This window comes from Azospirillum picis (assembly GCF_017876115.1).
GTDB classification, from domain to species: Bacteria; Pseudomonadota; Alphaproteobacteria; order Azospirillales; family Azospirillaceae; genus Azospirillum; species Azospirillum picis.
In genome coordinates this window covers 435,653-462,490 of the sequence record NZ_JAGINO010000001.1, presented here as the reverse complement: position 1 = coordinate 462,490, position 26,838 = coordinate 435,653, and the positions used below count along the sequence as shown (strand labels likewise).

The 26,838-nt window shown below is 70.0% G+C and carries 25 protein-coding genes; 12 read left to right on the top strand and 13 right to left on the bottom strand.

What is annotated here, in order from left to right; translation table 11 throughout:
* Position 1: 1 nt before the first annotated feature.
* From J2850_RS02080 to J2850_RS02070, 3 genes are all read right to left on the bottom strand, one after another.
* On the bottom strand, positions 2-784 hold the full coding sequence (locus tag J2850_RS02080) for a TfuA-like protein (RefSeq protein WP_209978246.1): 783 nt from the start codon (positions 782-784) through the stop codon (positions 2-4).
* Positions 781-2,088: a YcaO-like family protein gene (locus J2850_RS02075; RefSeq protein WP_209978244.1), complete on the bottom strand. Its 1,308-nt coding sequence runs from the start codon at positions 2,086-2,088 to the stop codon at positions 781-783. Before J2850_RS02075 ends, J2850_RS02080 begins: the two co-directional genes overlap by 4 nt.
* Before the next feature lie 143 nt (positions 2,089-2,231).
* A complete protein-coding gene (locus J2850_RS02070; RefSeq protein WP_209978242.1) occupies positions 2,232-2,429 on the bottom strand; it encodes a hypothetical protein in 198 nt (65 codons plus the stop codon).
* Between the two features lie 170 nt (positions 2,430-2,599).
* On the opposite strand from J2850_RS02070, the gene J2850_RS02065 reads away from it, so the two are divergent.
* Positions 2,600-2,887: a ribbon-helix-helix domain-containing protein gene (locus tag J2850_RS02065; protein ID WP_246512699.1), complete on the top strand. Its 288-nt coding sequence runs from the start codon at positions 2,600-2,602 to the stop codon at positions 2,885-2,887.
* An 88-nt stretch (positions 2,888-2,975) separates the two neighbouring features.
* Here J2850_RS02065 and J2850_RS02060 read toward each other — a convergent pair whose 3' ends face one another.
* The 4 genes from J2850_RS02060 to J2850_RS31620 form a co-directional block, all read right to left on the bottom strand.
* Positions 2,976-6,125, bottom strand: a complete 3,150-nt coding sequence (locus tag J2850_RS02060) for an ATP-binding protein (RefSeq protein ID WP_307353620.1) — start codon at positions 6,123-6,125, stop codon at positions 2,976-2,978.
* Positions 6,126-6,450: 325 nt separating this feature from the next.
* Positions 6,451-8,316, bottom strand: a complete 1,866-nt coding sequence (gene ilvD / locus J2850_RS02055) for a dihydroxy-acid dehydratase (protein WP_209978239.1) — start codon at positions 8,314-8,316, stop codon at positions 6,451-6,453.
* Between the two features lie 259 nt (positions 8,317-8,575).
* Positions 8,576-8,914, bottom strand: a complete 339-nt coding sequence (locus tag J2850_RS02050) for a four-helix bundle copper-binding protein (protein ID WP_209978238.1) — start codon at positions 8,912-8,914, stop codon at positions 8,576-8,578.
* A gap of 91 nt (positions 8,915-9,005) precedes the next feature.
* Positions 9,006-9,854 (bottom strand): DUF2934 domain-containing protein, encoded by an 849-nt coding sequence (locus tag J2850_RS31620; RefSeq protein ID WP_246512697.1) that lies wholly within the window; start codon positions 9,852-9,854, stop codon positions 9,006-9,008.
* Between the two features lie 49 nt (positions 9,855-9,903).
* Here J2850_RS31620 and J2850_RS02040 point away from each other — a divergent pair, with 49 nt between their 5' ends.
* Positions 9,904-11,598, top strand: coding sequence for a glycosyltransferase family 39 protein (locus J2850_RS02040; RefSeq protein ID WP_307353625.1), 1,695 nt, complete (start codon positions 9,904-9,906; stop codon positions 11,596-11,598).
* Here the strand turns inward: J2850_RS02040 and J2850_RS02035 are convergent.
* On the bottom strand, positions 11,595-11,762 hold the full coding sequence (locus J2850_RS02035) for a hypothetical protein (protein WP_209978236.1): 168 nt from the start codon (positions 11,760-11,762) through the stop codon (positions 11,595-11,597). The genes J2850_RS02040 and J2850_RS02035 overlap by 4 nt on opposite strands.
* A 383-nt stretch (positions 11,763-12,145) precedes the next feature.
* Here J2850_RS02035 and J2850_RS02030 point away from each other — a divergent pair, with 383 nt between their 5' ends.
* From J2850_RS02030 to J2850_RS02010, 5 genes are all read left to right on the top strand, one after another.
* A complete protein-coding gene (locus J2850_RS02030) occupies positions 12,146-12,994 on the top strand; it encodes a transporter substrate-binding domain-containing protein (protein ID WP_209978234.1) in 849 nt (282 codons plus the stop codon).
* 87 nt (positions 12,995-13,081) lie between these two features.
* Complete coding sequence (locus tag J2850_RS02025; protein ID WP_209978232.1) at positions 13,082-13,780, top strand: amino acid ABC transporter permease; 699 nt, start codon at positions 13,082-13,084, stop codon at positions 13,778-13,780.
* 35 nt (positions 13,781-13,815) lie between these two features.
* The gene (locus J2850_RS02020) at positions 13,816-14,487 is read left to right on the top strand and encodes a GntR family transcriptional regulator (protein WP_209978231.1); all 672 of its coding nucleotides are present in this window, start codon (positions 13,816-13,818) and stop codon (positions 14,485-14,487) included.
* The gene (locus tag J2850_RS02015) at positions 14,477-15,241 is read left to right on the top strand and encodes an amino acid ABC transporter ATP-binding protein (protein ID WP_211113731.1); all 765 of its coding nucleotides are present in this window, start codon (positions 14,477-14,479) and stop codon (positions 15,239-15,241) included. The genes J2850_RS02020 and J2850_RS02015 overlap by 11 nt, the downstream gene beginning before the upstream one ends.
* A gap of 104 nt (positions 15,242-15,345) precedes the next feature.
* On the top strand, positions 15,346-16,512 hold the full coding sequence (locus tag J2850_RS02010) for a mandelate racemase/muconate lactonizing enzyme family protein (RefSeq protein ID WP_209978228.1): 1,167 nt from the start codon (positions 15,346-15,348) through the stop codon (positions 16,510-16,512).
* Between the two features lie 115 nt (positions 16,513-16,627).
* Here the strand turns inward: J2850_RS02010 and J2850_RS02005 are convergent, their stop codons facing one another.
* Both J2850_RS02005 and J2850_RS02000 read right to left on the bottom strand, forming a co-directional pair.
* Positions 16,628-17,563, bottom strand: coding sequence for a glycosyltransferase family 9 protein (locus tag J2850_RS02005; RefSeq protein ID WP_209978227.1), 936 nt, complete (start codon positions 17,561-17,563; stop codon positions 16,628-16,630).
* On the bottom strand, positions 17,560-18,828 hold the full coding sequence (locus J2850_RS02000) for an O-antigen ligase family protein (RefSeq protein WP_209978225.1): 1,269 nt from the start codon (positions 18,826-18,828) through the stop codon (positions 17,560-17,562). The genes J2850_RS02005 and J2850_RS02000 overlap by 4 nt, the downstream gene beginning before the upstream one ends.
* Positions 18,829-19,055: 227 nt before the next feature.
* Here J2850_RS02000 and J2850_RS01995 point away from each other — a divergent pair, with 227 nt between their 5' ends.
* Entirely contained in the window at positions 19,056-19,220 is a 165-nt protein-coding gene (locus J2850_RS01995; protein WP_209978223.1) for a hypothetical protein, read from the top strand.
* Between the two features lie 87 nt (positions 19,221-19,307).
* On the top strand, positions 19,308-20,207 hold the full coding sequence (locus J2850_RS01990; RefSeq protein WP_209978221.1) for a GNAT family N-acetyltransferase: 900 nt from the start codon (positions 19,308-19,310) through the stop codon (positions 20,205-20,207).
* Positions 20,208-20,225: 18 nt separating this feature from the next.
* On the opposite strand, the gene J2850_RS01985 is transcribed toward J2850_RS01990, so the two are convergent.
* Together J2850_RS01985 and J2850_RS01980 are read right to left on the bottom strand one after the other, a co-directional pair.
* Positions 20,226-20,513, bottom strand: a complete 288-nt coding sequence (locus J2850_RS01985) for a GNAT family N-acetyltransferase (protein WP_209978219.1) — start codon at positions 20,511-20,513, stop codon at positions 20,226-20,228.
* A 38-nt stretch (positions 20,514-20,551) separates the two neighbouring features.
* Positions 20,552-21,292: an RluA family pseudouridine synthase gene (locus J2850_RS01980; protein WP_246512695.1), complete on the bottom strand. Its 741-nt coding sequence runs from the start codon at positions 21,290-21,292 to the stop codon at positions 20,552-20,554.
* A gap of 396 nt (positions 21,293-21,688) precedes the next feature.
* Between J2850_RS01980 and galU the strand changes: the two genes are divergently transcribed.
* From galU to pgmG, 3 genes are all read left to right on the top strand, one after another.
* Positions 21,689-22,558 carry a UTP--glucose-1-phosphate uridylyltransferase GalU gene (galU, locus tag J2850_RS01975; protein ID WP_209978215.1) on the top strand — a complete coding sequence of 290 codons (870 nt, stop codon included), beginning with the start codon at positions 21,689-21,691 and terminating at the stop codon, positions 22,556-22,558.
* A gap of 257 nt (positions 22,559-22,815) precedes the next feature.
* Positions 22,816-24,141 (top strand): UDP-glucose dehydrogenase family protein, encoded by a 1,326-nt coding sequence (locus J2850_RS01970; RefSeq protein ID WP_209978213.1) that lies wholly within the window; start codon positions 22,816-22,818, stop codon positions 24,139-24,141.
* A gap of 30 nt (positions 24,142-24,171) precedes the next feature.
* Positions 24,172-25,575 (top strand): phosphoglucomutase/phosphomannomutase PgmG, encoded by a 1,404-nt coding sequence (gene pgmG / locus J2850_RS01965; protein ID WP_209978212.1) that lies wholly within the window; start codon positions 24,172-24,174, stop codon positions 25,573-25,575.
* 135 nt (positions 25,576-25,710) lie between these two features.
* Here the strand turns inward: pgmG and J2850_RS01960 are convergent, their stop codons facing one another.
* Positions 25,711-26,838: an ABC transporter permease gene (locus J2850_RS01960; protein WP_209978210.1), complete on the bottom strand. Its 1,128-nt coding sequence runs from the start codon at positions 26,836-26,838 to the stop codon at positions 25,711-25,713.

The following is a 26,838-nucleotide window of genomic DNA, read 5'->3' as shown; positions in this document are numbered from 1 at the left end:
CTCAGGCCGCGAGCGGTGCCGCATCGCGCAGCGCGCGATCCCACAGGATGGTATGCTCGAAGTGGAAGCGGGCTGCCTGGGCATCGGCCGCCGCGGAGGGCCGGGAGTGGGCTTGGCATTTGGATTGGGATTGGCCGAAACGCCGCGCCATCACGCGCAGCATCGACTTCGCATCGTCCCGCTTCTGGTCGAAGCGGCCTTGCGGCAGCCAGGTCCGGAAGGCCGACAGCTCGGCCGCCGGCAGGCCGATGTCGCCGGCCAGCCGCAGCATGCGCCCGTAGCCGCGCTCGCGGTAGGGCAGCTCCTTGGCGATCGCTTCCAGGCGGAACGCGGTTTCCATCGCCAGCACGCGGTCCGCCACCGCGTCGGACAGGGTGCGGCGGATGTTGACCATCGCCTCCGACAGGGCGGTGTAGCCGAGTTCGGCCGGGCCGTGCACGACCGCCACCTCGTCGTCATCCTCCAGCCGGCCGTCGCGGAACGCCTCGAAGATGGCGCCCACGCCGATCATGCCGAAGGGATAAAGCTCGGCCGCCCGGAGCGCACCCATGCTGGAGGCGCCGAAGACCGGGATGCCGGCGTGGATGGCGTAGAGGATTTCCTTGTGCCAGACCGACGGCACGCTTTCGAAGAAGCCGTCGATGATCCCGATCGCCTTCGGCTTCTCGGCGCACAGCCGCAGCACGTCGCCCTGGGCGACCGGCGGCAGCCAGGTGGCGTCCAGCAGGGCGGCCGCCTCTTCGCGCGGCAGGGTGGGGCCGAGGAAAACATGGATGCCGGTCATGCCGCCTTCTCCGTGATCGGGTGGCCGAGCGCGCGCAGGCCGCGGTCACCCAGCAGATAGTCGGGGGAGTCGTCGGCACCCTCCAGGCCGGGCACGACGACGCGCACGACGGGGATGCCGAACTCCGGCTTGGTCAGGTCGACCGCCACCGCCTCGTCGATGCCGACGGCACGCAGCCGGTCGAGCTGGTGGGCGAGGTCGGCCTCGATGGTGGGGGCGGTGCTGGTCGGGCAGGTGCGGAAGGACCGGCGCAGGGAGGGCTGGCCGGGCGCACCGTCGGAGCCGCCATCGGAGCCGCCGACGATCAGGGCCTTCCAGCGGGCATGGTGGCCGGGGTCGAGGTGCCGCTCGTACTCGGCGCGGGGCATGTCGTCGCGGGCGCCGGCGATGAAGGTGAGGCGGCTCTGCGCCGCCTCGGTCAGCGCGCGGGACAGGGCGATCTCGCGGGCGGCGTGGCAGCCCATGCCGCTTGCCGGCCGCACCGAATGCTGCGGCAGCTCCTCGCGCTCGACGATGCGGCAGAGGAAGGCCGGCAGGCCGACGTCGCTGGTGATCTCCCAGACGCCGACCGCGACGCCGGCGGCCTCGAAGCGGTCGATCAGCGACCGGCAGACCGGATCGTCGACGCTGTCGAGGTCGATGCGGGTCCCGGATTGCGCGTCCTCGCCGGCAAGGCGCCACAGGGTGGTCGCGTCGCGCTCGACCAGTTCGGTGATCGCGTGGCTGATCGCCTCGATTTTGTGGTTGCCGGACGCCAGCCCGTTGGAGCCGGCCAGGAAGGCGCCGTGGCCGGGGGCCATCGGCATGGTGAAATTCAGGTGGACCATCTCGAACGGCACCCATTTCGGGCCTCCGTTCAGCAAATCCTGCCCCTCGATCCACAGGATGGGGCTGTGCGGGTTGAAGCTGCCGGTCGCCAGGCGCGGCAGCCGGCCGACATCGACCACCGGGTGGGTCCAGCGCAGCTCCTCGTAGCTGGCGAACTTCAGCGGCAGGGTGATGCGCTCGGCGTGATAGCTCTCGATCGACTCCATGACCCCCGACGCCTTGGCGGCGGCGAGCGTCACCCCCTTGCCCTGCGACACCGAGATGGAGCGCGAGTTGGGGCGCGTCACCATCACCACCGGAATGCCGACGGCGTCCAGCCCGGTGACGTTGGCGACCCGGGTGATTCCCATCACCGGCAGGAACGGGGCGACCCGCTCCAGGGTCCGTTCGGGCGCCATGATCCGGTGGGTGCCGACCGTGTGGGCCTTCACCGCATCCGAAACGGCGGCTTTGACATCGAGAAGATCGAAGGGCATCGCGGCTTGTCCGGGGCGGCTCGTTCGCGGAACGGGAGGGCGGGGGACGGGCGTCCGCGGGTCCGTGGCCGGTCAGCGCCTTGCGGGGCAACGCTTGGCGGCGCTGGTGGCCACGGTCCGAGGAACGGAGCCCGGAAGCCCGGTCAGACGCCCGGGGTGATCATGATGCGGGCGGCCTCGTGGTCGGCCGACTGGAAGCCGGCGCGGTCGCCGGAGCGGACATGGGTGCGGGCGGTGGCGATGGCGCTGTCGGCGACTTCCGACACGCCGTGGGCGGTCACCGCATAGAGACGGCCGTCGGCGCCACGGATCATCGAGGCCTGGGAGATGGAAACGCTCATTCGGGTTCTCCTTCTGGTGTGCTTTGACCCCTCAACTCTTCACATGCAGGGGAATGCGCGGCTGTGAAAAGCTTCACAGTGCGGGACCGCCCGCGGCATGTAGACAGCGGGTTCACGCGAAATCCAAAGAGCGCACGCGGTCGACGCGCCACGCACGGGAGAGCGGCCCCATGCTCGTACACAAGAAGACCTTCGACATGTCCGATGCCATCGACCTCAATGCCCTGATGGCATGGCCGACGGTCGTATCCCGGACCATTCCGCTGCCGGACCGCCGCATGCGGCTGCGCCTGGAGAAGGCGATCTGGAGCGGTCTTGACGACATCGCACGGAAGGAGCGCCGGCCGGTCCAGGATCTGTGCCGCGAGGTCGACGCGATGCGGCCGTCGACCACCCCGCTGACCAGCGCCATCCGCAGCTATGTCCTGGATTACTACCGGCAGTCCGAGGCGGATTGACGGGCTCCAACCAAGGGTTCCGGCCGTTCCGGCCTGCGGTGCCGCCTCGCCGGCCGGCATCCGGGCGCGGCGCGGCCGGTGTCCCGCGTCAGCGTTGCGCCGGAACCATTTCCCGGCGGGCGGCGCAGCGTTCGGCTGTCGGTGCCAGCCCGAGGCGCCGGGCATTCTGTTCCGCCTGCCGCAACAGCAGGACGGCCTGGTCGTCACCACCGCTCTGGACGAAGGCCGCCTCCGCATCCAGGGCCTGCGCCTTGGCAGAATAGCCCAGCCGGCCGGATTTCCGGGACGCCTCCAGGACCAGTGCCGCCTGTTGCCTTGCCTTTCCCACCTGCCCGGTGAGCAGGCAGGTCTCCCCGAACCAGAGATGCACCTGATGGATGTAGGCGTTGGCGCTCTCGCTGCGGGCGAACTGCAGCGACTGGGCGAACAGCCGGAATCCGTCGTCCAGCTTTCCGCCCAGCACATGCACGTAGGCCGTGGCGCCCAGGAGGAAGGCCCGGTGGAGCCTGGAGTTGATCGCCTCGCAGATTTCCAGCGCCCTGTCGAGGTAGGATGCGACGTTGCCGTGGCGGCTCAACAGAAGGAAGGCGAGGCTGATGTGCTCGAAAGCGAACAGCCTCGAGAAGTTGTGCGCACTGTATTCGGCGGCGTCGACCGCGCGGACGGCGGCGGCGATCGCCTTGCCCTCCAGTCCCATTTCGGCATAGGTGCGGGCCAGGTTGGCGCAGATGCCAACCTCGCCGACCACCGCCAGGCCGTAGCGCTCGCGCGACTGACCGCCGGAAAGCAGCAGACTGGCGGCTTCCAGCACGTTGGAGCCCTCGGCGAAGCGCCCCTTTTCCGCCAGGATGCCACCCAGGCGCCCAAGGAGCTGGATCTTCGTGTTCAGGTCGAAGCCGCCGTCGTCGACCTCCAGCCCCTCCTGACTGTACTCGATCGCGCGGTCGATGTGGCCGTGGGCCCATTCGATGGCGGCCAGCATCGACGACGCGCGGGCGTAGCGCCGCGGATCGGAGGCCGATAAGGAGAGCCGGCGGGCCTGTTCGAGCAGCCCGTTGGTGTCGGTTTGCCCGCGTGGCAGCTTCGCGCGGGCGAGCGCGATGGAGCCGTCGATCCGCCGCAGCCGGTTCTGCGCCGTGTCCGGCGCGCGGCCCAACGCGTCGAGCGCGTTGTGGTAGTGCCGGCTCGCATCCTCCAGCCGCGACCGCAGTTCCGCCCGGACACCGGCCCGCCGGCCGAACAGGTGCGCAACCGGCCAGTTCTCGGCCATGAAGGCGTGGTGCGCCAGCAGATCCAGGCGGTTGGGAAGGTCTTCGTCGCGCCGGTGGCGCAGGGCGTCCAGCACCCGCGCGTGCAGCGCCCTGCGGTCGGCCCGGGTCAGGGTGGCGTAGGCGACCTCCTGGATCAGCGCGTGCTTGAAGGAATATTCCAGGTTGGGAAGCAGGCGGGTGCGCAGGACGAAGCCGGCGCGCTCCAGATAGTCCAGATGCCCGTTCAGCGTCGTGACCGGCAGGCCGGTCAGCACCTGGAGCAGCCCGATGTCGAAGGTGGTGCCGATCACGGCGGCGTTCATCAGCAGCCGGCGGCGCTCCACCGTCAGCAGATCCATGCGTTCGGCCAGCAGCCCGTGCAGCGACCGCGGCAGGCGGTGGACGACGTCAGGGTCGGTCAGCCGGTAGGCGCCGGGCGTCCCTTCGATGGCGTTCGACGCCTCCAATGTGCGCAGCACCTCTTCCAGATAGAGCGGAACGCCCTGGCAGCGGGTGGCGACCTGTGCCTTCAGTTCGGTCAGCGACCAGTCCGGTCCCAGCCAGTAGGCGAGGAAGACCTGCACCTGCGGCGGCGTCAGCGTGCCGAGCTCGATGCGCCGGCCCGCCTGCGTGCCCATCCATCCCTGTTCCTGCGACTCCGGCCCCAGCGGCGGCGGTCGGCGGGTGGCGAGCAGCAGAAGGCGCGATCCGCTGCCGGGCAGCGCCGCGGCCAGCCGGTCGAGCAGCCGGACCATCACCGGCCGCGCCCAGTGGGCATCCTCCACCAGCACCAGGAGCGGACGCCCGGAACCGCTTCCGGAGCCGTTTTCGCTCCCTTTGCCCGGCCACGGCTCGGGCATGGCGCGGGACTCCGGCGCCCCCATCTCCAGCACCGCCGCCGTCAGCCCGTCGATGCCCAGCGACAGCCGCTGGGCCGGGTCGAGGCCCGGCCACAGCGGGTCGAGGCTCGGCCGCCGGAACAGCGCGCGCACCGCGTCGCCGGCCAGACGGCCGGCACGGCGGTCGGCGGCGGCGCAGACCCAGCCGATCCCCTCCTCCCCGGCGCGGCCGGCGACCTGCTCCGCCAGGCTGAGCGCGACCGCTTCCAGGTCGTCCGGGTCGGTCAGCCGGCGGACCGGCATCTGCGGCCATTGCAGCAGGGTCCAGCGCCGGCTGCGCGGCGCGCGCAGGAACTCGCCGACCAGCCGCGACTTGCCGATCCCGGCTTCGCCCTGCAGCAGCAGCATGGCAGGCGCCCCGGCTTCCACCGAGTCGGCGGTGGCGAACAGGGTAGCCACCTCCGCTTCACGGCCGACGCAGGGGGCGTCGGTCGCCGACAGCAGGTCGGCCGCCGTGCGCCGCACCGCCCGCGCGCCGTCGAGCAGGAAGGCCGGCATCGGCTCGACCGTCTCCGCCAGTTGGACGCTCCCCATCGGCCGCACCGTGACCCCGACCGGGATCAGGTCGAGCGTGTCGCGGCTGAGCTGGGCGCTGTCGGACGCGGCGCGCTGCTGCAGCTTGGCGGCCATGTGCACGCACTCGCCGACCATCCGGTAATCGGCCCACTGGCCGCTGGTCAGCACATGGGTGACGGCGTCGCCGGAGCTGATGCCGATCCGGATGTGGAAGAGCGGGCGGCCGTCCTCGCCACGGGTGGCGGCAAGGATGTCCTGCGCCGCGAGGCATGCGCGCAGGGCGTGGTCCTCCTTGGCTCCCGGCGCGCCGAAGGTGGCAAGGAACCCGTCCCCGAGCATCTGGGTGACCGTCCCCTCGTAGCGCGGCACCGCCTCCGACACGCGGGTCAGGATCGACAGCAGGAGGTCGTCGGCATCCTCCGGGTCGCGTCCCGCCACCATGGCCGAGGAACGGACGATGTCGACGAACATCGCGGTGAGCACCTTGCGCTCGCGCGGCTTGCCGCCCGCCGTGCGGGACGCGTCCTGCCAGGGACGGCCCTCGCCGGTCGGCGCGTTCCAGCCGGTGCCCACCCCGGTGTCCGCTCCAGTGCCCGCCCTAGTGTCCGCCGCAGTGTCGGCCACACCCGTCCCTTTCGCGGAATTCGCGTTGACATATTAGAGCATGCATTTTCAATTTTGCGAACATGCGAGCGATGGCGACCGCCAAATTTCAGTGCGTCAAATTTCAACGCGGCGGCAGTACATCATACAGGAGTATGAGGCTCCTGGCCAAAAAGAAAGCGCCGCGACTTGCGCGGCGCTTTCGTCGTTACTTGTCCGGGTATGCGGCATACCTGACTTGCGGCAGCGCGCAACGGCGTTCTGCGCCATCCGGCCCCGTCACCCGCCGACAGCGTCACCGGTTGATCGCGATGCCCTCCACCTGGCTGACGTCGCGGACGGCGCCGCGGTCGGCGCTGGTGGTCAGCGCGGCGTAGGCGCGCAGCGCCGGCGACACCACGCGCTCGCGCCCGACCGGCTTCCAGCCGTCGACGCCCCTGGCATTCATCGCGTCGCGGCGGCGCTGCATCTCCTCGTCGCCGACCGCGAGGCGGATCGAGCGGTTGGGAATGTCGATCTCGATGCGGTCGCCCTCCTGGACCAGGCCGATGGCGCCGCCCTGCGCCGCCTCGGGCGACACGTGGCCGATCGACAGGCCCGAGGTGCCGCCGGAGAAGCGGCCGTCGGTGATCAGCGCGCAGGCCTTGCCCAGCCCCTTCGACTTCAGGTAGCTGGTCGGGTACAGCATCTCCTGCATGCCCGGGCCGCCGCGCGGTCCCTCGTAGCGGATGACGACCACGTCGCCTGCCTTGACCGTGTCGCCGAGGATGCCGGCGACGGCATCGTCCTGGCTTTCGAACACCCGGGCCGGGCCGGAGAATGTCAGGATCGAGGAGTCGACGCCCGCCGTCTTCACGATGCAGCCGTTCGCGGCGATGTTGCCGTAGAGCACGGCCAGACCGCCGTCCTGGCTGAAGGCGTGGGCGGCGTCGCGGATGACGCCCGTCTCGCGGTCGAGGTCCAGTTCCGGCCAGCGGCGCTCCTGGCTGAAGGGGACCACGGTGGGAATGCCGCCGGGAGCGGCCTTGTAGAGGGTATGGACGGACTGGTCCTGGGTGCGCTTGACGTCCCAGCGGTCCAGCGCCTCGCCCAGCGTCGGGGCGTGCACCGTCGGGACGTCGCGGACCAGCAGGCCGGCGCGGTCGAGTTCGCCCAGGATGCCGAAGATGCCGCCGGCGCGATGCACGTCCTCGATATGGACGTCGGACACCGCCGGGGCGACCTTGCAGACGTTGGGCACGCGGCGCGACAGCCGGTCGATGTCGGCCATGGTGAAGTCGACCTCGCCCTCCTGCGCGGCCGCCAGGATGTGCAGCACGGTGTTGGTCGAGCCGCCCATGGCGATGTCCAGCGTCATCGCGTTCTCGAAGGCGGCCTTGGTTGCGATGCCGCGGGGCAGGGCGGTGGCGTCCTCCTCCTGGTACCAGCGGCGGCACAGTTCGACCGCCATCCGGCCGGCCGCGAGGAACAGCTCCTTGCGGTCGGCGTGGGTGGCCAGGATGGTGCCGTTGCCGGGCAGCGACAGGCCGAGCGCCTCGGTCAGGCAGTTCATCGAGTTGGCGGTGAACATGCCCGAGCAGGAGCCGCAGGTCGGGCAGGAGCCGCGCTCCATCACCGCCGCCTCCTCGTCCGACACGGTCGGGTCGGCGGCGGCGACCATGGCGTCGATCAGGTCGACCGCCTTGGTCTTGCCGCGCCAGTTGACCTTGCCGGCCTCCATCGGCCCGCCGGAGACGAAGACCGCCGGGATGTTCAGCCGCATCGCCGCCATCAGCATGCCGGGCGTGATCTTGTCGCAGTTGGAGATGCAGACCAGCGCGTCGGCGCAGTGCGCGTTGGCCATGTATTCGACCGCGTCGGCGATCAGCTCGCGCGAGGGCAGGCTGTAGAGCATGCCGCCGTGACCCATGGCGATGCCGTCGTCCACCGCGATCGTGTTGAATTCCTTCGCTACGCCGCCGGCCTTCTCGATCTCGCGGGCGACGAGCTGGCCCAGATCCTTGAGGTGGACGTGTCCGGGGACGAACTGGGTGAAGGAGTTGGCGATGGCGATGATCGGCTTGCCGAAATCGCCGTCCTTCATGCCGGTCGCCCGCCACAGGCCACGCGCACCCGCCATGTTGCGGCCGTGGGTGGAGGTGCGGGAACGGTAGTGCGGCATCGGGATGGGTCCTTGGCTGGTCGTTCTGAGCGGCGTGGCGAAAGGAATGGAACAAAACAGGTGGGAACCTTAGCAATCTCCTGTCGCGGACGCCAGCACGGCGAGGATCGCGTGGCCCTGCCATGCGCACCGCGGAGATCGTCCGGGCCGGCAGCCCCGCACCCGCCGCTGCGGCCGGCGGCGGACGCGGAAACGGCCGCTTCGGTGGGAAGCGGCCGCGGTTGGGAAGGGGGCGGGGAGAGCGTCTCGGGCGCGCGTCTCAGGCGGTCGCGGTGGACATCGCCCGGCAGCTTTCGGCGCAGCGGCGGCACATCTCGGCGCAGCGCTTCATCACAGGGTCGTCGGCCATGCGGTCGCACTGCGCTGCGCAGGCCGTACAGATTTCGGCGCAGACGCCGCAGGTCCGGTGGTGGAAACCGGAGCCGCGGATCATGAAGTCGGCGCTGGTGCGGCAGATGTCGGCGCAGTCCAGCAGCAGGCGGATGTGGCCGGCCTGCGCATGCGCGGCGGTCCCGCCGAGGCAGTGCGCGACGGCGGACAGGCAGGTGGCGTGGCAATCGGTGCAGTTGCCGATGCAGTCGTCCATCGACGGGGTCATGTCGGTCCTCCGGCTTGCGCGCTGCGGAAAGATCTGACAACCGCCGGCAGGACGGGGGGTTCCGTCATCGGTCCCCCCGGGGGGCGGCGCGTCAGCCGGCGGAGGCGCTTTTCCCGCCGTCCTTCTTCGAACGGCCGGATTTCGGAGGCGTGGTCTTCTGAGGGGTGGCCTTCGGGGCAGCAGCCTTCGGGGTGGCGGCCTTCGGAGCGGACTTCCCCGCTGCAGGCACCCCGGCCTTGGCTGCCTTATCGGTGACGGCCTTTTCGGTGACGGCCTTGACCGCTGCCTTGGCGGGTTTCGCCTTGGCGGCCGGCGTTTCATCGGTCGCCATCGCGGACGGCGTGGGCTTGGCGGCCTTCGCAGCCTTTGCGGGGGCGGCCTTCACGGGCTTTGCCGCTTCCTCGGCGGCAGGGTCCTGCGCCTTGGTGGCGGCCGGCTTGGCATCGGCCTGCTTGGCGGCGGCGGGCGCCTTGGCCTTCGCCGTCCTGGCGGTGCCGGCCTTGCGAGGTTCGGCGTCCGGAGCCTTCGGGGCCTCCGGCCCACCGGCGACGACCGACAGGGATTCGGCTGCGGCGCGGGTGCTCTTGCCGGCGGACTTGGAGGCCGAGACCTTCTTACGCGAGCCCGCCAGCTTTTCGGTCGGCTCCAGCACATCGGCCCCGCGGATTTCCGCCTCCGCCTGAGCCCAATGGTCATGGTCGCGGCCATGCGGATGGCCCTCGCGCTCCCACAACTCGTGGGCGCGGCGTCGGATACGCTCCTGGATATCGTCGGTGTCGGCCATCTTGTGCCTCATCTGTATGTCCGGCAAGTCCGCCATACCGTATTTTGTGGCAGCCCCCCACTGACGCTGCAAAGCCGCTCCTACGGGGCACCACGAAAGAGTGAGGACTCGGCGGCCTCCACCCGTTGCGCGGACAAACACCGCCGCAAGCGACATGTTCCCAAAGGCCGCATTCCATGCCACAAGGCGCCCGCCGACCCGAAGCGTGAGCGCATACCCCGCGATGACACCGGACCGCCCGACCGTCTCCTCCCGCCGTCCTGACCTTTCCCGTCCCGGCCCTTCCCGTCCCGTTGCCTCCCGTCTCGACCGGATTGCGGCGGCGCCCTGGTGGCTGCTCTGCCTGGGGCTGGCGGGAGCGATGGCGCTGTCGGTGCTGCTGCTGGGCTTCCGGCTTCCCTATTGGGTGCATGCCGACCAGGATCTGGTGCTGGCCTATCACGGGCTGCTGTTCGGGGATGGCCTGCCGCAGGAATATTTCGACCATCCTGGCTACGGCTATTTCCTGGTGATCGACCTCTGGTACCGGCTTCTGCATGCGGTCGGGCTGCTGCCGGTCGCCAGCCTGTCGGCGCTGCCGCCCGGCAGCGATGCCGCGGCGACCGCGGAGGCGTGGCAAAGGCTGGTGCAGGCCGGCCGCGCCCTGTCCGTCCTGCTGACCGCCGCCTTCGCCGTCACCTATGCGACGCTGCTGCGCGGGCTGCTGGGCGACCGGCGGGTGGCGCTGCTGGCGGGCGTCCTGCTGGCCTTCGGGGTCGGCCTGACGGCGCAGGGGCGGCAGATGCGCACCGACCTGCTGTCGGCCGGCTTCGTCGTGCTCGCCCTGCTGCTGGTGCTGCGGGCGGTTCGCCCGCCGGCGGGGCGGGACTGCGGCGGCGCCTCGCTGCTGCTGCTCGCCCTGGGCGGTCTGCTGGTCGGGCTGGCGATGGTGACCAAGGTGCAGGCGGTGTTCCTGGCGATGGGCATCCCGGTGGCGGCGCTGCTGTTCGGGCGGCGGGAGACGGGGCCGGCTGCGGGCTCTGCTGCCGGCGGCTGGGGCATGGCGGCGCTTCTCTCCCTGGCGGCCGTGGCGGCGGCGGTCCCGGCCTTCGGGCTGATCGCGGCGGGCCTGGCCGGCTGGGGACGGGCCGTCTATCCGTACACCCCCGTCGGCGGCGGCCTGTCGGGCGGCGGCTACCAGACGGTCGTCGCCGGCTGGGTGCTGGTCGGCGTCCTGGTCCATGGCGCCGTGCACCGGGTGCCGGCCGCGCGCCTGGCCGCCGGGGCGGCGGCGGTGCTGCTCGGCCTGGCGCTGGGACTGCTGGCGCTCGACCTGCGCTGGAACGAGCAGAACGCCATCGCCGTGGCGAACTTCGTCGAGCACATGTTCGTCTTCTCCTCCTGGCGCCACGGCGCGGCGCTGCAGGGCCAGGGGCAGGTGGTGGGGGAGGGAACGCTGGCGCTGCTGCTGGCCGGCATCGGCCGCACCCTGGCGATCCGCACCATCGTCCTGCACCCCGACAACATCCCGCAGACCATCATCGTGGAATGGTTCGCCCTCGCCGGAGCGCTGGTCCTGTGGCGCCGCGGACGGCGGCGGGCGGCCGTGCAGGCGCTGTTCCTGCTGCTGGTCGCCTGGGGGCTGGAGGCGCTGTTCTCGCTGCGGGGCTTCCAGCGCGCCTATGCCGCCTACACCGACCCGCTTGCGGTGCTGTCGGCCGCCTGGGTGCTGGCGCGGATGCCGGAACTGCTCGACCGGCCGCGCCCGCGCCGCTGGATCCTGGCCGGGGTGGCGCTGGTGGTGGTCGCCGCCCATGCCTGGCCGCTGATCGAGACCCGCCGGCTGCCGAACCCGGCGACCCATTGCGACTGGATCCCTATCTACATGCCCAAGGTCGCGCCCTTCCCCTTCTGCCGCTAGGCGGAACGTTCCAGCAGGCGCAGCACGGCCGCCAGCCGCAGGATACGGATGAGCGCGGCATTGGCTTCGCGCGTCGCGATGTCGAGCGATACAGCCACCGGCGGCGTTTGCGTACGGACGCCGGCCCCGTCGGCGATCATGGGCATCGTGCCGAATGTGTCCATGTGGCGCCCGTCACTTGCCTCATGTCGCCATAGCGGGGACCGGCCCGCCGGGACCATGACCGCCGCCGGGGTGACTGGCGCGGTGGCCGGTGCCGGAACGCCTCCCAATCCCGGAGGTGATCCGAAGCCGGTGACGACGCGCACAGGCTGCCGTGCAGCAGGGTCACGGCCATGACGGCTGAAGCGGCAATCCCTTATATCTGTTGGAATACACCGAGCCGTGTTTTGCCCACCGTGCGTGGAAACGGGCCTCCGGGATCATGGGGGCTCGGGCCAAGCCGGTTCCGCCGGCTTGAAGGATTGACAGGGCGTCGGTGACGTGTTCCCCTGAGATGGTCAATTGCTAACAATTGACCATCTCAGAAAAATCGGAGGCTCACGTCATGCGCACACAGACCATCGCCTGGATGGCCGCCGCTGCCGTCGGAACGGTTGCCGGGCTTTTCGGGACTGTTTCGCAATCCTCGGCCGAATGCCTGCCGGCGCCGCCGAACCTCGTGGAGGCCGGCTACCTGACGGTCGGGACCTCGCTCACCGCTCCGCCGATGGGCTTCATGAAGGACGACACGCCGTCCGGCTTTGATCCGGAGTTCATCACGGCCGTCGCCGACAGGATGTGCCTGAAGACCAGGATCGTGAACGTGACGTTCCAGGGCCTGTTTCCCGGCCTGATCGCCAGGAAGTTCGACGTGGTCGCCTCCCAGATCGGCATCACCGACGCCCGCAAGGAGATGTTCGACTTCGTGCCCGTCTTCGTCGGCGGGCTGCGCCTCGTCACCCAGAAGGACAGCGGGCTGACGTTCAAGACGGAAAGCGACGTCTGCGGCTATTCGGCGAGCATCGTCGCCGGTTCCACGCAGATGGCAGCGCTGGAAAAGGTCAAGGACTCGTGCCCGGCCGGCAAGCCGATGACGCTCAAGGTCTTCAGCAACCAGAGCGAGGCTTTGAACGAGGTGGCCAAGCGGACGGTGAATGTCGCGTATGTCGACTGGCCCGTCGCCGCCAACCTGATCCAGCAGAGGCCGCAGGACTTCGTCGAGGCGAGCCCGGTGCTCAGCGGCAAGGGCCCGAACACCGAGCGCAACCGCAACGGCATCGTCATCCGCAAGAACGAGACCGCGACGCAGGAGCCGATCGCCGCGGCCGTCAAGGCGGCGATGGGCGCCGGTGCTTACGACCAGATCCTCACGCGCTGGAACCTCGCCGACGGCGACGTTCGCAAGGTCAACTGATGCCGCACGGTCAACTGACGCCGCACGGTCAACTGACGCCGCACGGTCAACTGACGTGGATCACGTGAAGCCGATGAGGATGCTCGGATGCGCTTCGATTTCGACTACTTCCTGAGTCTGCTCTTCTCGACCCGCTTTTTCGAACCCGTCGCCATCGTGATCGCCGTGTCCGCCACGGCGATGGTGATCGGCGTGGTGGTCGGTACGATCGGCGGCATCGTCTCGAACTCGCCGCTGCCCCTGCTGCAGCGCCTGGTGCGCCTGTATGTGACGACGATCCGCGGCGTGCCGGTCCTTGTCCAGATCGTGTTCTGGTACAACGGGCTGCCGGCACTGACCGGCGGTGCGGTCAACCTGTCGGCCTATGCCGCCGGCATCATCGCCCTCGGCATCAACGAGGGCGCTTACATGACGGAGATCGTGCGGTCGGGCATCCAGTCGGTCGATCGCGGGCAACGGGAGGCGTCGCAGGCCCTCAGCCTGAGCTATCGCTCGATGATGATGAAGGTCATCCTGCCCCAGGCGGTCCGCATCGCCATCCCGCCGACCGGCAACCAGGTCGTCAACCTCATCAAGAACACGTCGCTGCTGTTCACGGTCGCCATCCCCGAAATCTTCGCGACCGGAACCAACATCTTCAGTGCGAACTTCAAGTACTTCGAGGTTATCGCGGTCGTGGCGATCTGGTACCTGCTGCTCGCCGTCGGCTACGGCTTCCTGCAGCGAACCCTGGAACGCCGCTTCGCCAAGGGTCGCAGGACCCTGTATGATTTGGCGGCCGCCTGAGTTGCCGATCCAACCATAGTGAAAGTAAGCATACGATGAGCCTGACGGCACTGAAGCGGCAGCCGGCCGATCAACTGGCTACCCAGGCCCTCAAGAATTCGATTCTCGCCGGGGAATTCAAGCCGGGCGAGCGTCTCACCGAAGCGGCGCTGGCCGACCAGTTCGCGGTGTCCCGTGGCACCGTCCGCGCGGCCCTGCACCAGCTCAGCAACGACGGACTCGTCGTGCTGCGGCCCTATGCCGGCTGGTCGGTCGCGACGATCGGACAGCAGGACCTGTGGGAGATCTACACGCTGCGCAGCGGCCTGGAACGGGTCGCGGCGCGACTGGCCGCCGAGCGGATCGACGAGGCCGGCCGAACCCGGCTGACCGGGGCGCGCGATTCCTTCTTCGCCGCCTGCGAGCGGTCCGACCGGAAGGCGTCCCTCGACTACGACTTCGCGCTCCACCATTGCATCATCGAGCTGTCCGGAAACGGCAGGCTGGCCATCCAGTACCAGATGGTCGAGCAGCAGATCCGCCTCTTCATCAACTCGACCTACGGGCCGGCGCCGAACATGCTGGTCGCCATCGCCCACCATGCGCCGATCATCGACGCCATCCTGGCCGGCGACGGCGCCACCGCGGCCAGCCTCAGCGAGGATCACGTGCTGAGCGAGGGCGCGCGGGTGTTCAAACAGGCACAGGAGGCGGCCGATGGCGACTGACGCACGGGCGGACGGCTCCGGCCGCGAGCCGATCATCGTCCTCGAGGAGGTCAACAAGAGCTACGGTCCCGTCCATGTGCTGAAGGGGGTCTCGCTCTCGGTCGGCCGGGGCGAGAAGGTGGTGATCTGCGGCCCGTCCGGATCGGGCAAGTCGACGCTGATCCGCTGCATCAACGGCCTGGAGGAGCATCAGGGCGGCCGGATCAGCGTCGAAGGCGTCCAACTCGGGCCGAAGACCCTGTCGGCGGTCCGCCGCGAGATCGGCATGGTCTTCCAGTCCTTCAACCTGTTCCCGCACCTGACGATCAAGGAAAACTGCATGCTGGCGCCGATGGAGGCGCGGGGGCTGTCGAAGGCGGAGGCGGAGGAACGCAGCCTCGACTACCTCAAACGCGTCCACATCGCCGAGCATGCGCACAAATACCCGGCCCAGCTCTCCGGCGGCCAGCAGCAGCGCGCCGCCATCGCCCGGGCGCTCTGCATGCAGCCGAGGATCATGCTGTTCGACGAGCCCACCTCGGCGCTGGATCCGGAGATGATCTCCGAGGTGCTCGACACCATGATGGAACTCGCCGAGTCCGGCATGACGATGGTCTGCGTGACGCACGAGATGCGCTTCGCGCAGAAGGTGGCCGACCGGGTGGTCTTCATGGACCAGGGCGCGATCGCCGAGGTCGGCCCTCCGGATCGACTGTTCAACTCTCCGTCGTCGGACCGTCTCGCCCTGTTCCTGAGACGCATCCTCACGCACTGAACCTCCCCTCTCCGGCAGCGGGTCCGCAGCGTCAGCCATGGTGACGCCACGGAGTCCCTTTGCCGGCTCCTACCCCTGTCGCTTCGAGCGGAAAGGATTTTTCGTTGCTCACCATCGACAACATGCGCGTGTTCAACATCCGTGGCGGCGGCCTGCACCCCGTCATCGTCGAGTTGACCACGAAGGACGGGCTGCGCGGCTACGGCGAAGCGGCCGTCGCCTACGGCATCGGTGCCAACGCCGCCGCCGGGATGCTGAGCGATCTGGCGCACAAGGTGGTCGGCGCCGACGCGACCTACCCGCGCAACATCTGGCACGAGATCTACGACAACTCCTTCTGGACCAAGGGCGGCGGCGCCATCGTCTTCGCCGCCCTCAGCGCCATCGACCAGGCGCTCTGGGACATCAAGGCGCGGTCGCTCGGCGTCCCGGTCTACGAACTGTTCGGCGCGAAGTTCGAACCCACCCTGGAGGTTTATGCGAACGGCTGGAACAGCGCGCACGACGATGCGCTGCAGTGGGCGAAGGCGGCCGAGCGGCCGCTGAAGGACGGCTTCACCATCCTGAAATGCTACCCGCTGGCGACCCGGCAGGAGGGGGGGACGCTGCGGCACGTGCAGCGCCGCGCCCTCGGCACCGGGGAGTTCAAGCGCGCGATCGACCGCGTCCGGAACCTTCGCAAGGTCGTCGGCCCCGAGGTCAGCCTGATGCTGGACCTCAGCGGCGGCCTGAACAACGACCAGTTGATCCGCTTCATGGACGCCTGCGGCGAGCTGGACATCACTTGGGTCGAGGAGCCGGTGGACCCCTTCAACCTCCAGGGACTGCGCAACCTCGCCGGCCGCTGGCCGATCCCGATCGCCGCCGGCGAGCGTGTCTATACCCGTCAGGGCTTCCGCAACCTGCTCGACACCGGCGGGGTGGACATCGTGATGCCCGACGTCGGCAATTGCGGCGGCATCTTCGAAGCCGTCCAGATCGCCGCGATGGCCGAGACCTACAATGCGCGGGTGTCGCCGCACAACTGCGCCAGTTCGCTCTGCACGGCGGCGACCGTCCAGGTCTGGGCCGCCTCGGCGATCGGGATGCCGCTCGAGACCTATCCCTACTTCCCCGACGCGAACGACTATGTGCAGGTGCTCGCCAATCCCCCCGAGAAGGCCGTGGTGAACGGCCGCCTGGCCGTTCCGACCGGCCCCGGCCTGGGGGCGGAGATCGACGAGGCGGCGATCGCGCCCTTCCGCTGCTTCGACTTCAAGGCGGACGCCTGATCGCTTGGCGTTCGGCGGCGGTCCCTCCCCCGGGATCGGACGGACCTTCGGTCCGCCGAGAGCGGGGGAGGTCAGGTGGGGGCAAGGCGAGCGGGAGGAATCCCCCGGCTTGCTCCTAGGCCGCCTCGCCGCGCGCCCGCTCCAATGCCTCGATCACGCCGGCGCTGTCCATGTCGGCGAAGTCGGGGCGGTGGTGGATCAGCGCGCGCGGGCCGGTGCTGTGGATCGGGTTCGAGGCGTCGGAAAACACCACCACCGTCGGGCAGCCGACGGAGGCGATCAGGTGGGTCGGCCCGGTGTCGTTGCCGACCGCCCCCCAGGCCCGCCGCGCCAGCCCGCCCAGTTGCGGCGCGCCGGTGCGGTCGATCAGATCGACCGCCTGCGGGCACATCTCGGCGATCGCCGCGGCGAGGTCGCGCTCGCTGCCGGTGCCGATGATCGCCGGCGTGACGCCGCGGCCGGCCAGCGCCGCCGCCACCTCCGCATAGCGGCGGACCGGCCAGCGCTTGTCCGGCCGTCCGGCGGAGGAGCCGGGGACCAGCAGGGCGAAGCGCTCCGGCAAGCCGAAACCGGAGATGTCGGCATCCAGCCAGGACAGGTCCGGGCACTCGTCGGGAACGATGCCGAAGGGGGCGAGCTGGCGGACGTAGCGCTCGCGCACCGGCACCTTGCGCCGGCCGTCGTAGCAGTCGGGGTGGGAGGCGCCGCGGGCGGTCCCCGACCATTCCGGCCAGGGGCCGGGGAACAGCAGCCGGTGATAGAGGTCGGTGCGCGTCTGCGCCTGCAGGTCGTAGACCCGGTCGAAGCGGTGGGCGCGCAGCGTCCGCCGGATCGCCAGATAGGCCGACAGCGAGCGGTCGCGCGGATCCTCCAGAACTTCGTCGAACAGGCCGCTCATGCGGGCGAGCGGCGCCAGCGAGGGCAGGGTCAGCAGGGTCAGCCGGTCGCCGGCATGGTGGCGTCGGATGGCGGCGAAGGCGGTCTGGGCCAGGAAGAAGTCGCCGAAGGCGCCCAGCTTGATGACGAGGATGCGTAATGGGCGCTTGGTCATGCTCTGTCTCCGCCGATGCGGGTGGCCAGCCGCAGCATCAGGGCGGCGGCAAGGAAACCGCCCATCCACCAGACCTGCCAGATTCCATAGGCGGTGCTGCCCATCGCCAGCGAGGTGGCGTAGAGCGCCAGGGCGAAGGGCTGGTCGCGCCGCTCCAGCCGTGCCGTCGCCGCCAGCAGCATCAGCATCAGGGCCAGCGCCAGCGCCGCCCCGACCGCCCCGGTTTCCAGCCAGACCTGGAGGAAGGCGTTGTGCGGGTGCAGCGGCAGCAGGCTGTCGCCGAGCGGAACGAACTCCGAGACCGCTCCCTGCGGCGCCAGCGAGCGCGAGGAGTCGATGCCCTGGCCGAGCAGCGGCGCCTCCAGGGCGCGCGTCGCCGCATGCCCCCAGATCTCCACCCGGTGCTGGGCCGAGCGGAACAGCCAGTGGGCGTGGTCGAGGTCGAGCCGGCCGGCCAGCAGCAGGGCGGTCGGCAGGACCAGCAGGAAGGCGGCGGTGATGGCGGTGCCGATCACCCGGCGGGTCCAGCGCAGCGAGGTCCGCGCCGCCGCCAGCGTCGCCAGCCCGACCGCGATGCCGAGCATGGCCGACCGGCTGGTCAGCGGCAGGCAGGCCAGCCCATAGGCGACCGGCACCAGCAGGGCGAGCCCGCGGCGGCCGAAGCGGTGGACCGTCAGCGCCGCCGGCCAGACCAGCAGGCAGAGCAGCGCCGCCGTCCGTTTCGGCACGTTGCCGTCCAGCAGGTTGGGAAGCTGCTCGTCGGGCACCGCGTTCCACCAGCGGTTCAGCGGGAAGTCCCTGGCCGCCTCGTAGGCGAACAGCAGCCCGCCGGCCAGCCCGCCGGCCAGGAACAGAGCGGCGGTCCGCCGCGCCTCGGCCGCCGGCAAGCCGGCCAGCCAGGCGCTTCCGGCCAGTGCGGCGAGCGCCACGTAGCCGATCTCTCCCACGGTGGCCAGCGAGCGGTCGGACGGGCTCCACAGGCAGGAGGCGAGCGCCAGCAGCACGAAGGCGGCGCCGGCCGGCAGCGCCGGACCCGGCCGCAGGAGCGTTCCCAGCCGCCCCTGCCGCGCCAGGCCGGCGAGCGCCAGCAGCAGCACGGCGACCACCCACAGCGGAAGGCCACGTGGCGCCAGCGCCGCCAGCGGCCCCAGCAGCAGGGCAGCCACCCCCGACAGGATGCGGTGCCCGCCGTCAAGCCATGCGGCGACGGGCGAGGCGGTGGCATCCGGAACGGATCGGGCGGGGCGCGGCGCGGTGACGGCCATGAACTCGACGCTGGCTGGCGGAAACAGGCGGCGACTTAACCGCACTCCCGCCGGGAAAGCAATGTCGAGGGGAGGAGAGAAGGACGGGGCGGCCGGATGCCGGACGGTGACAATTCCGGGGCCGCCACCGAACCGGCCTGCGCCGCTTGCCAAGCCAATCGCCGCATGGTTTCCTTTGCGTCAAATTTTCCTCAAATCTCCTGCAACTCCAGCCGGGAGACCATAACGTGAGCGCTACGGGTGATCTTGTCGCCGCTTTCCTGCGGGGCCAGCCGATCGGTGCGGCGGTGCTGGGCTTCCTGCTGGCCTACGCGCTGCTGACGCTGGCGCGCCACCTCGCCGACCGTGTCGATCCGCCGCCGCGGTCGCCGAGCCGCCGCCGCCCGGCGTGAGCGATCGGCGCTGGCGGCGGTGGCATCGCTGCGGTTAGGCTTGCCGGGCCGGATTGGAATGCCGGGGACCGGTGGGAGCGGCTGTGGATGGAACGGGAAGCGGGCCACAGGCGGATTGGCCAGGGGACGGAAGGCTATCATGTCCGCGTGATGAGCCGGGCCGAGCTGGATACCGTCATGGAATGGGCTCTGGCGGAGGGATGGAACCCCGGCCTGCATGACGCCGGCGCCTTCCACGCCGCCGACCCGGCCGGCTTCCTGGTCGGGCTGCTGGACGGCCGGCCGGCCGCCTCCCTGTCCGTCGTCCGCTATTCGGCAGGCTTCGGCTTCCTCGGCCTCTACATCGCGCGGCCGGAGCTGCGCGGGCGGGGCTTCGGCTGGCGGTTGTGGCAGGAGGGGCTGCGCCACCTGGAGGGCTGCACCGTTGGCCTCGACGGCGTTCCGGCCCAGCAGGAGAACTACCGCAGGTCCGGCTTCGCCTTCGCCCATCGCAACATCCGGTTCGGCGGCCACCTGCCGGATCCGGCCGGGGCGGAGGCCTCGGCCGGCGGGGACATCGCGCTGGTGGACGCGCGGACGGTCCCGTTCGACCGCCTGACGGCGCTGGACGCGGCCGTCTTCCCGGCGCCGCGCCCGGCCTTCCTCGCCAACTGGATCGCCCTGCCGGGCGCCACCGCGCTGGCGGCCGTCGGCGACGGCATGCTGCGCGGCTTCGGCGTGATCCGCCCGTGCCACAGCGGCTTCAAGATCGGGCCGCTCCATGCCGCCGACCGCCGCATCGCGCGGGAGCTGGTGCTGGCGCTGGGGCGGTCGGCCGGGGAGGGACCGGTGTTCCTCGACGTGCCGGAGCCCAACCATGCCGCCGTCGCGCTGGCCGGCGAGCTGGCCTTGTCGCCGCAGTTCGAGACCGCCAGGATGTATCTGGGGCCGGCGCCGGACATCGACCTGCGGCGGGTGTTCGGGATCACCAGCTTCGAGTTGGGCTGAGAGGGCACCGGTGCGGCCTCACGCCAGCAGGTCGTCGTGCCGCCGGTTCCGCCGCATCCACAGGGCCGCGTAGCTGCACAGCGGCACGATCTTCAGCCCTTCCGACCGCGCGGCGTCCATCACGCCTTCCATCAGCCGGCCGGCCGCCCCGGTGCCGCGCAGCGACGGCGGCGCCTCGACATAGGAGATCACCATGGTCTGGCCGTTGCGGCGGTAGTCGGCGAACACCGTCTGGTTGCCGACGGCAAGCTCGAAGCGGTTCTTCGCCCGGTTGTCGGTGACCGCCTGTGCCGTGCCCTGTTCCATGCCTGCATGCTCCGTAGGTTGTGGAAGGCTCCGACGGTCTAACAGGCAAGGCCGCCGGCCGGCACGCGGGCACCCCCTTCGCGCCCCTCCTCATCCGTCCAGCCGCAGGCGGCCAATCCCGAGCGCATATGCTCCGGCGGCGGGGCGACCGCCACGACCTCCGGATGGTCGGAGGCCATCCGGAAACGGACCGAGCGCGCCAGCAGGTGCAGGTTGCCGGGCGGGCGGCGTTCCGGGCCGTAGAAGGGCTCGCCGACCAGCGGGCAGCCGATGGCGGCGCAGTGGAGGCGGATCTGGTGGGTGCGTCCGGTCCGCGGCCGCAGTTCCAGCCAGGAGCGGCCGCCGCCGGTGCCGAGCACCCGGTAGTCGGTGACCGCCGGCTGGCCGGCGGGATCGGGCCGGATGGTCCAGGAGGACCGTGGCGCGCCGGGTTCGATCGATTTCAGCAGCGGCAGGTCGATGGTCCCGGCATCGTCCTGCGGGATGCCGTCGGCGACGGCCCAATAGGTCTTCCCGACATGGCCGGCGGCGAACATCTGGCCGAGGCGCTTCAGCGCCCAGGGGGTGCGGCCGAGGATGAGGCAGCCCGCGGTGTCGCGGTCCAGCCGGTGGGCCAGCTTCGGCGCCTCCCCGCCCGCCTCGGCCAGATAGGGCAGGTAGAGGTCGAGATGGTCGGTGATGCGGCCGGCCTTGTGGACGGCCAGCCCTGCCGGCTTGTCGATGACGAAGCAGCGTTCGTCCTGGTGGAGCACGCGGGCGCGCAGCGAGTCGGGGGTCATGCGCCGCACCATGGCCGCCGCCGCCGCTCCGGCGCAAGCGCCGTAATGCTGATGCCGATTATCATTGGTCTGCCGAACTAATTACGGTGCGGAAGGGCGCGGCGCGGTGTAGCGTGCTTGGAATTCAAGCATTAACGCCTATGAGAAAGGTTCGGTGCAAGGCTGGACGGAACGGATAAAGATCGATCCGGACAAGGACATTCGGCCGATTTCCGTTTGATTTCGGCCGCCGGCACTAGCCTTTTGCCCGGTCTCGGAAGGTTTGTTGCACGGCTGCGGAAGGCGTGGCAGAAAGCCGGAACCGCGCCACTTGCGCGCCAGCCGGACCGGCATCGGTGACGGCGGGCGCGCAGGTGCCGCGGAGCTTGACTTCGCCTCAACCACAAGAGACGTCCAATGCGGAAACCCGTGCGCAAGGTGGTGTTCCCGGTCGCCGGTCTCGGCACGCGCTTCCTGCCGGCCACCAAGGCAATCCCGAAAGAGATGCTGCCGCTGGTCGACCGCCCCCTGCTGCAGCACGCCGTCGAGGAGGCGCGCGCCGCCGGCATCGAGGATTTCGTGTTCGTCACCGGCCGTTCCAAGCGCGCCATCGAAGACCACTTCGACGCCGACACGGAACTGAACCGCACCCTTGAGGAACGCGGGAAGATGGACGCGCTGGAGGAGGTCCGCCACAGCGAGATCGCGCCCGGCCGCTGCTTCTACACCCGCCAGCAGGTGCCGCTCGGCCTGGGCCACGCCGTCTGGTGCGCCCGCGCCCTGATCGGCAACGATCCCTTCGCCATCGTCCTGCCCGACGACTTCGTCCAGTCCAAGACCCCCTGCCTGAAGCAGATGGTCGAGGCCTACGAGGAGGTCGGCGGCAACGTCGTCGCCGTCGTCGACGTGCCGCGCGAGCGCACCAGCAGCTACGGCATCCTGGACGTCGAGAAGGACGACGGCCGCCTCGCCACCGTGCGCGGCCTGGTCGAGAAGCCGAAGCCCGCGGAAGCGCCGTCGACCCTGTCGATCATCGGCCGCTACATCCTGCAGCCGGAGATCTTCGATCATCTGGAAAAGCAGCAGCGCGGCGCCGGCAACGAGATCCAGCTTACGGACGCGATGGCCAACCTGATCGGCAACCAGCCGTTCCACGGCCTGCGCTTCGAAGGCACCCGCTACGACTGCGGCGACAAGGTCGGCTTCATCGAGGCGACGCTCGCCCATGCGCTGCACCGGCCGGACATGTCGGAGAAGGTGCGCGAGATGCTGCGGAAATATTGCTGACCGCCGGCTAGCCCCATGACGCCGTGCCCGCCCCGTCCCCTGAACAGGACGGCGGCGGGTACGCGCGTTTGGGCTGGACGGACAGGATCGGGACCCGGCCGGGGAACAGGGCCGGGCGCGAGAGCCGGCCACCGCAAGGCCGGCCGCCGGGGACAAGCCCGAGGATAGGCTCCGCCAGGGCAACCCTTGCGGGCGTCCACACAGGGCGTCCGCGCGGGCTGCCAGGATGATATTCTAGAGGACATGAGGGGGACGCGATGCGCATAGCGATGATCGGGACGGGCTACGTCGGCCTGGTGTCCGGCGCCTGCTTTTCCGAATTCGGCGTGCATGTCTGCTGCGTCGACAAGGACGCCGGCAAGATCGAGCGGCTGAAGCGCGGCGAGATTCCGATCTACGAACCCGGGCTGGACGATCTGGTCGCCCGCAACGTCGCCGCCGGCCGCCTGTCCTTCACGATGGACCTGAAGGAGGCGATGAAGGGCGTCGACGCCGTGTTCATCGCGGTCGGCACCCCGTCGCGCCGCGGCGACGGCCATGCCGACCTCTCCTACGTCTACGGCGCCGCCGAGGAGATCGCCGCCAACCTCGACCACTACACGGTGGTGGTGACCAAGTCGACCGTGCCGGTCGGCACCGGCCGCGAGGTCGAGGCGATCATCCGCCGGGTCCGGCCCGACGCCGAGTTCGACGTCGCCTCCAACCCGGAATTCCTGCGCGAAGGATCGGCCATCGGCGACTTCATGCGCCCCGACCGCGTGGTCATCGGTGCCACGTCGGAGCGCGCCGGCGAGGTGATGCGCCGGCTCTACCGCCCGCTCTACCTGATCGAGACGCCGATCGTGGTGACCTCGCTGGAGACGGCGGAGCTGACCAAATACGCCGCCAACACCTTCCTGGCCGCCAAGATCACCTTCATCAACGAGATCGCCGACCTGTGCGAGAAGGTCGGCGCCAACGTCCACGACGTGGCGCGCGGCATCGGGCTGGACGGCCGCATCGGCAAGAAGTTCCTGCACCCGGGGCCGGGCTACGGCGGGTCGTGCTTCCCCAAGGACACGCTGGCGCTGGTCCGCACCGCCCAGCAGGTCGGCAGCCCGCTGCGCATCATCGAGACGGTGGTGGACATCAACGACAAGCGCAAGAAGCAGATGGCCGAGCGCATCATCGCCGCCTGCGGCGGGTCGGTGGACGGCAAGACCGTCGCCGTGCTGGGCGTCGCCTTCAAGCCGAACACCGACGACATGCGCGACAGCCCGTCGCTGGACATCGTCCCGGCGCTGCAGGCGGCCGGCGCCCATGTGCGCGCCTTCGACCCGGCGGCGATGCACGAGGCCGGCAAGCTGCTGCCCGGCGTGGAATGGGCCAAGGACGCTTACGGCACCTTGGAGGGCGCCGATTGCGTGGCTATCCTGACGGAGTGGAACGAGTTCCGCGCCCTCGACCTGCGCCGGGTGAAGTCGATGCTGAAGCGGCCGGTGATGGTCGACCTGCGCAACATCTACAATCCCGAAGACATGGCGAAGGCCGGCTTCGAGTACAGCTCCATCGGCCGGCCGAGCGCTCCGGCCGCCCAGCTCTGAGACGGCGTGCAAGCAGAGGACAACAAGAAGATGAGCGAAGCCCATACCTTCCACCCGACGGTCCTGCGCGAGTACGACATCCGCGGCATCGTCGGCAAGACGCTGACCCCCGCCGATGCCCGCGCGGTCGGCCGGTCCTTCGGCACCGTGGTGGTGCGCGGCGGCGGCAAGACCGTCTGCGTCGGCTATGACGGCCGCCTCTCCTCGCCGGAGCTGGAGGAGGCGCTGGTCGAGGGTCTGGTCTCGACCGGGCTGCACGTCCTGCGCATCGGCCTGGGCCCGACGCCGATGCTGTATTTCGCCACCCGCGACCGCGAGGCTGCGGCCGGCATCATGATCACCGGCTCGCACAACCCGCCGGACTACAACGGCATCAAGATGATGCTGGGCAAGGGGCCGGTCTACGGCCAGCAGATCCAGGACATCGGCACCCTGGCGGCCAAGGCCGACTGGGTGCAGGGCCAGGGCTCGTCGGAGAAGATCGACGTCCAGGACGAGTATGTCACCCGCCTGCTGAAGGACTATGACGGCACCCGCGACCTGAAGATCGCCTGGGATGCCGGCAACGGCGCCACCGGCGAGATCCTGCGCCGCCTGACCGCCAAGCTGCCGGGCAAGCACATCCTGCTGTTCGACGACATCGACGGAAACTTCCCGAACCACCACCCGGACCCGACGGTCGAGAAGAACCTGGTCGACCTGAAGAAGGCGGTGGCGGAGAACGGCTGCGACATCGGCATCGGCTTCGACGGCGACGGCGACCGCATCGGCGCCATCGACCACAAGGGCCGCGTGGTGTGGGGCGATCAGCTTGTGGCGATCTATGCCGCCGACGTGCTGAAGAGCCACCCCGGCGCCACCATCATCGCCGACGTCAAGGCCAGCCAGGCGCTGTTCGACGAGATCGCCAAGGCCGGCGGCACGCCGCTGATGTGGAAGACCGGCCACTCGCTGCTGAAGGCCAAGATGGCCGAGACCGGCTCGCCGCTGGCCGGCGAGATGTCGGGCCACATCTTCTTCGCCGACAAGTGGTACGGCTTCGACGACGCGCTCTATTGCGGCGTCCGCCTCGCCGGCCTGGTCAGCAAGCTGGACACCACGCTGGCGAGCTTGCGCGACGGCCTGCCGGAGATGGTCAACACGCCGGAGACCCGCTTCCAGATCGACGAGGAGCGCAAGTTCGCCGTCGTCGAGGAGGTCAAGGGCCGCGTCAAGGCATCGGGCGCCAAGGTCAACGACATCGACGGCGTCCGCGTGACGACCGACGACGGCTGGTGGCTGCTGCGCGCCTCCAACACCCAGGACGTGCTGGTGGCCCGCGCCGAGTCCTACAGCGAGGAAGGGCTGGAGCGGCTGAAGGGCGCGCTGATCGAACAGCTCGTGGCCTCCGGGCTGTCGGCCCCGTCCTTCGAGGACGGCGGGTCGGCGCACTGAGCGACCCTCGCAAAGCGGGGGCCCCCTCCCTAACCCTCCCCCTCTTCGAGGGAGAGGGGACTGCCGCCGCTCTGCAATTTACTCCCTCTCCCGCCAACGGCGGGGGAGGGCCGGGGAGGGGGCAAAAACGCCTCCTCACCGGAAACTCGCCAGATGCCGCCGGAACCGCGCCAGGCTCCAGGCGAAGAACAGCGCGCCGATCCCCGCCGTCGCGGCGAATCTGGGCCACACCACGTCGAACCCCGCCCCGCGGAACAGGATCGCCTGGGCGAAGGCGACGAAATGGGTCGAGGGTGAGAGCTGCATCGCCGCCTGCAGCCATGGCGGCTCGCTTTCCAGCGGGGTGAAGCCGCCCGACAGCATGTTCATCGGCAGCACGATCAGGATGAACAGCAGGCCCATCTGCGGCATCGACCGCGCCACGGTGCCGAGGAAGATGCCGAGCGCCGTCGCGAAGAACAGGTAGAGCGCCGTCCCGGCCAGGAACAGCGGCACCGATCCGGCCAGCGGCACCGATAGCAGCGCCCGCAGCACCCCGTAGAGCGCCACCAGCGTCATCACCAGGATGACGGCGCCGTTGGCCAGCACCTTGGCGGCCATGATCTCGGCCGGCCGCACCGGCATCACCAGCAGATGCTCCAGCGTGCCGTGCTCGCGCTCGCGGATCAGGGCGGCGCCGGCCAGCAGCACCGCCAGCATGGTGATGTTGCTGACCACCGACATGGTGCCGGTGAACCATTTGGTGTCCAGCGCCTCGTTGTAGGCGATGCGCACCTGCAGGGCGACCGGTGCCACGGCCCCCTCCGCCCCGCGGCGGACGAAACGGCCGACCTCGTCGTCGACCACGCCCTGGATGGTGCCGGCGCCGATGCCGGCCTGCATCATCGCGGTGGCGTCGATCAGCAACTGCAGCGCCGGGCCGCGGCCGGCCAGCACGTCGGCCTCGAAGCCGGGCGGGATGTCGAGCACGAAGGTGAAGCGGGCGGAATCCATCGCCTGGTCGACCTCGGCATGGCCGATCATCGCCGGCGCCTGGAATTCCGGCTCGCGGAAGGCGGAGGCCAGCCGCTGCGACAGGGTGGAGCGGTCCTCGTCGACGATGGCGATGGCGGCGTTGCGCAGGTCGTGCGAGATGCCGGTCGCCTGGCTGTAGACCGAGACGGTGAAGGAATAGACGACGAAGCCCAGCATGAAGGCGTCGCGCAGCAGGCTGATCCACTCCTTGCGCGCCAGGGTCAGGCTGTTGCGGAGGAAGCGTTCCAT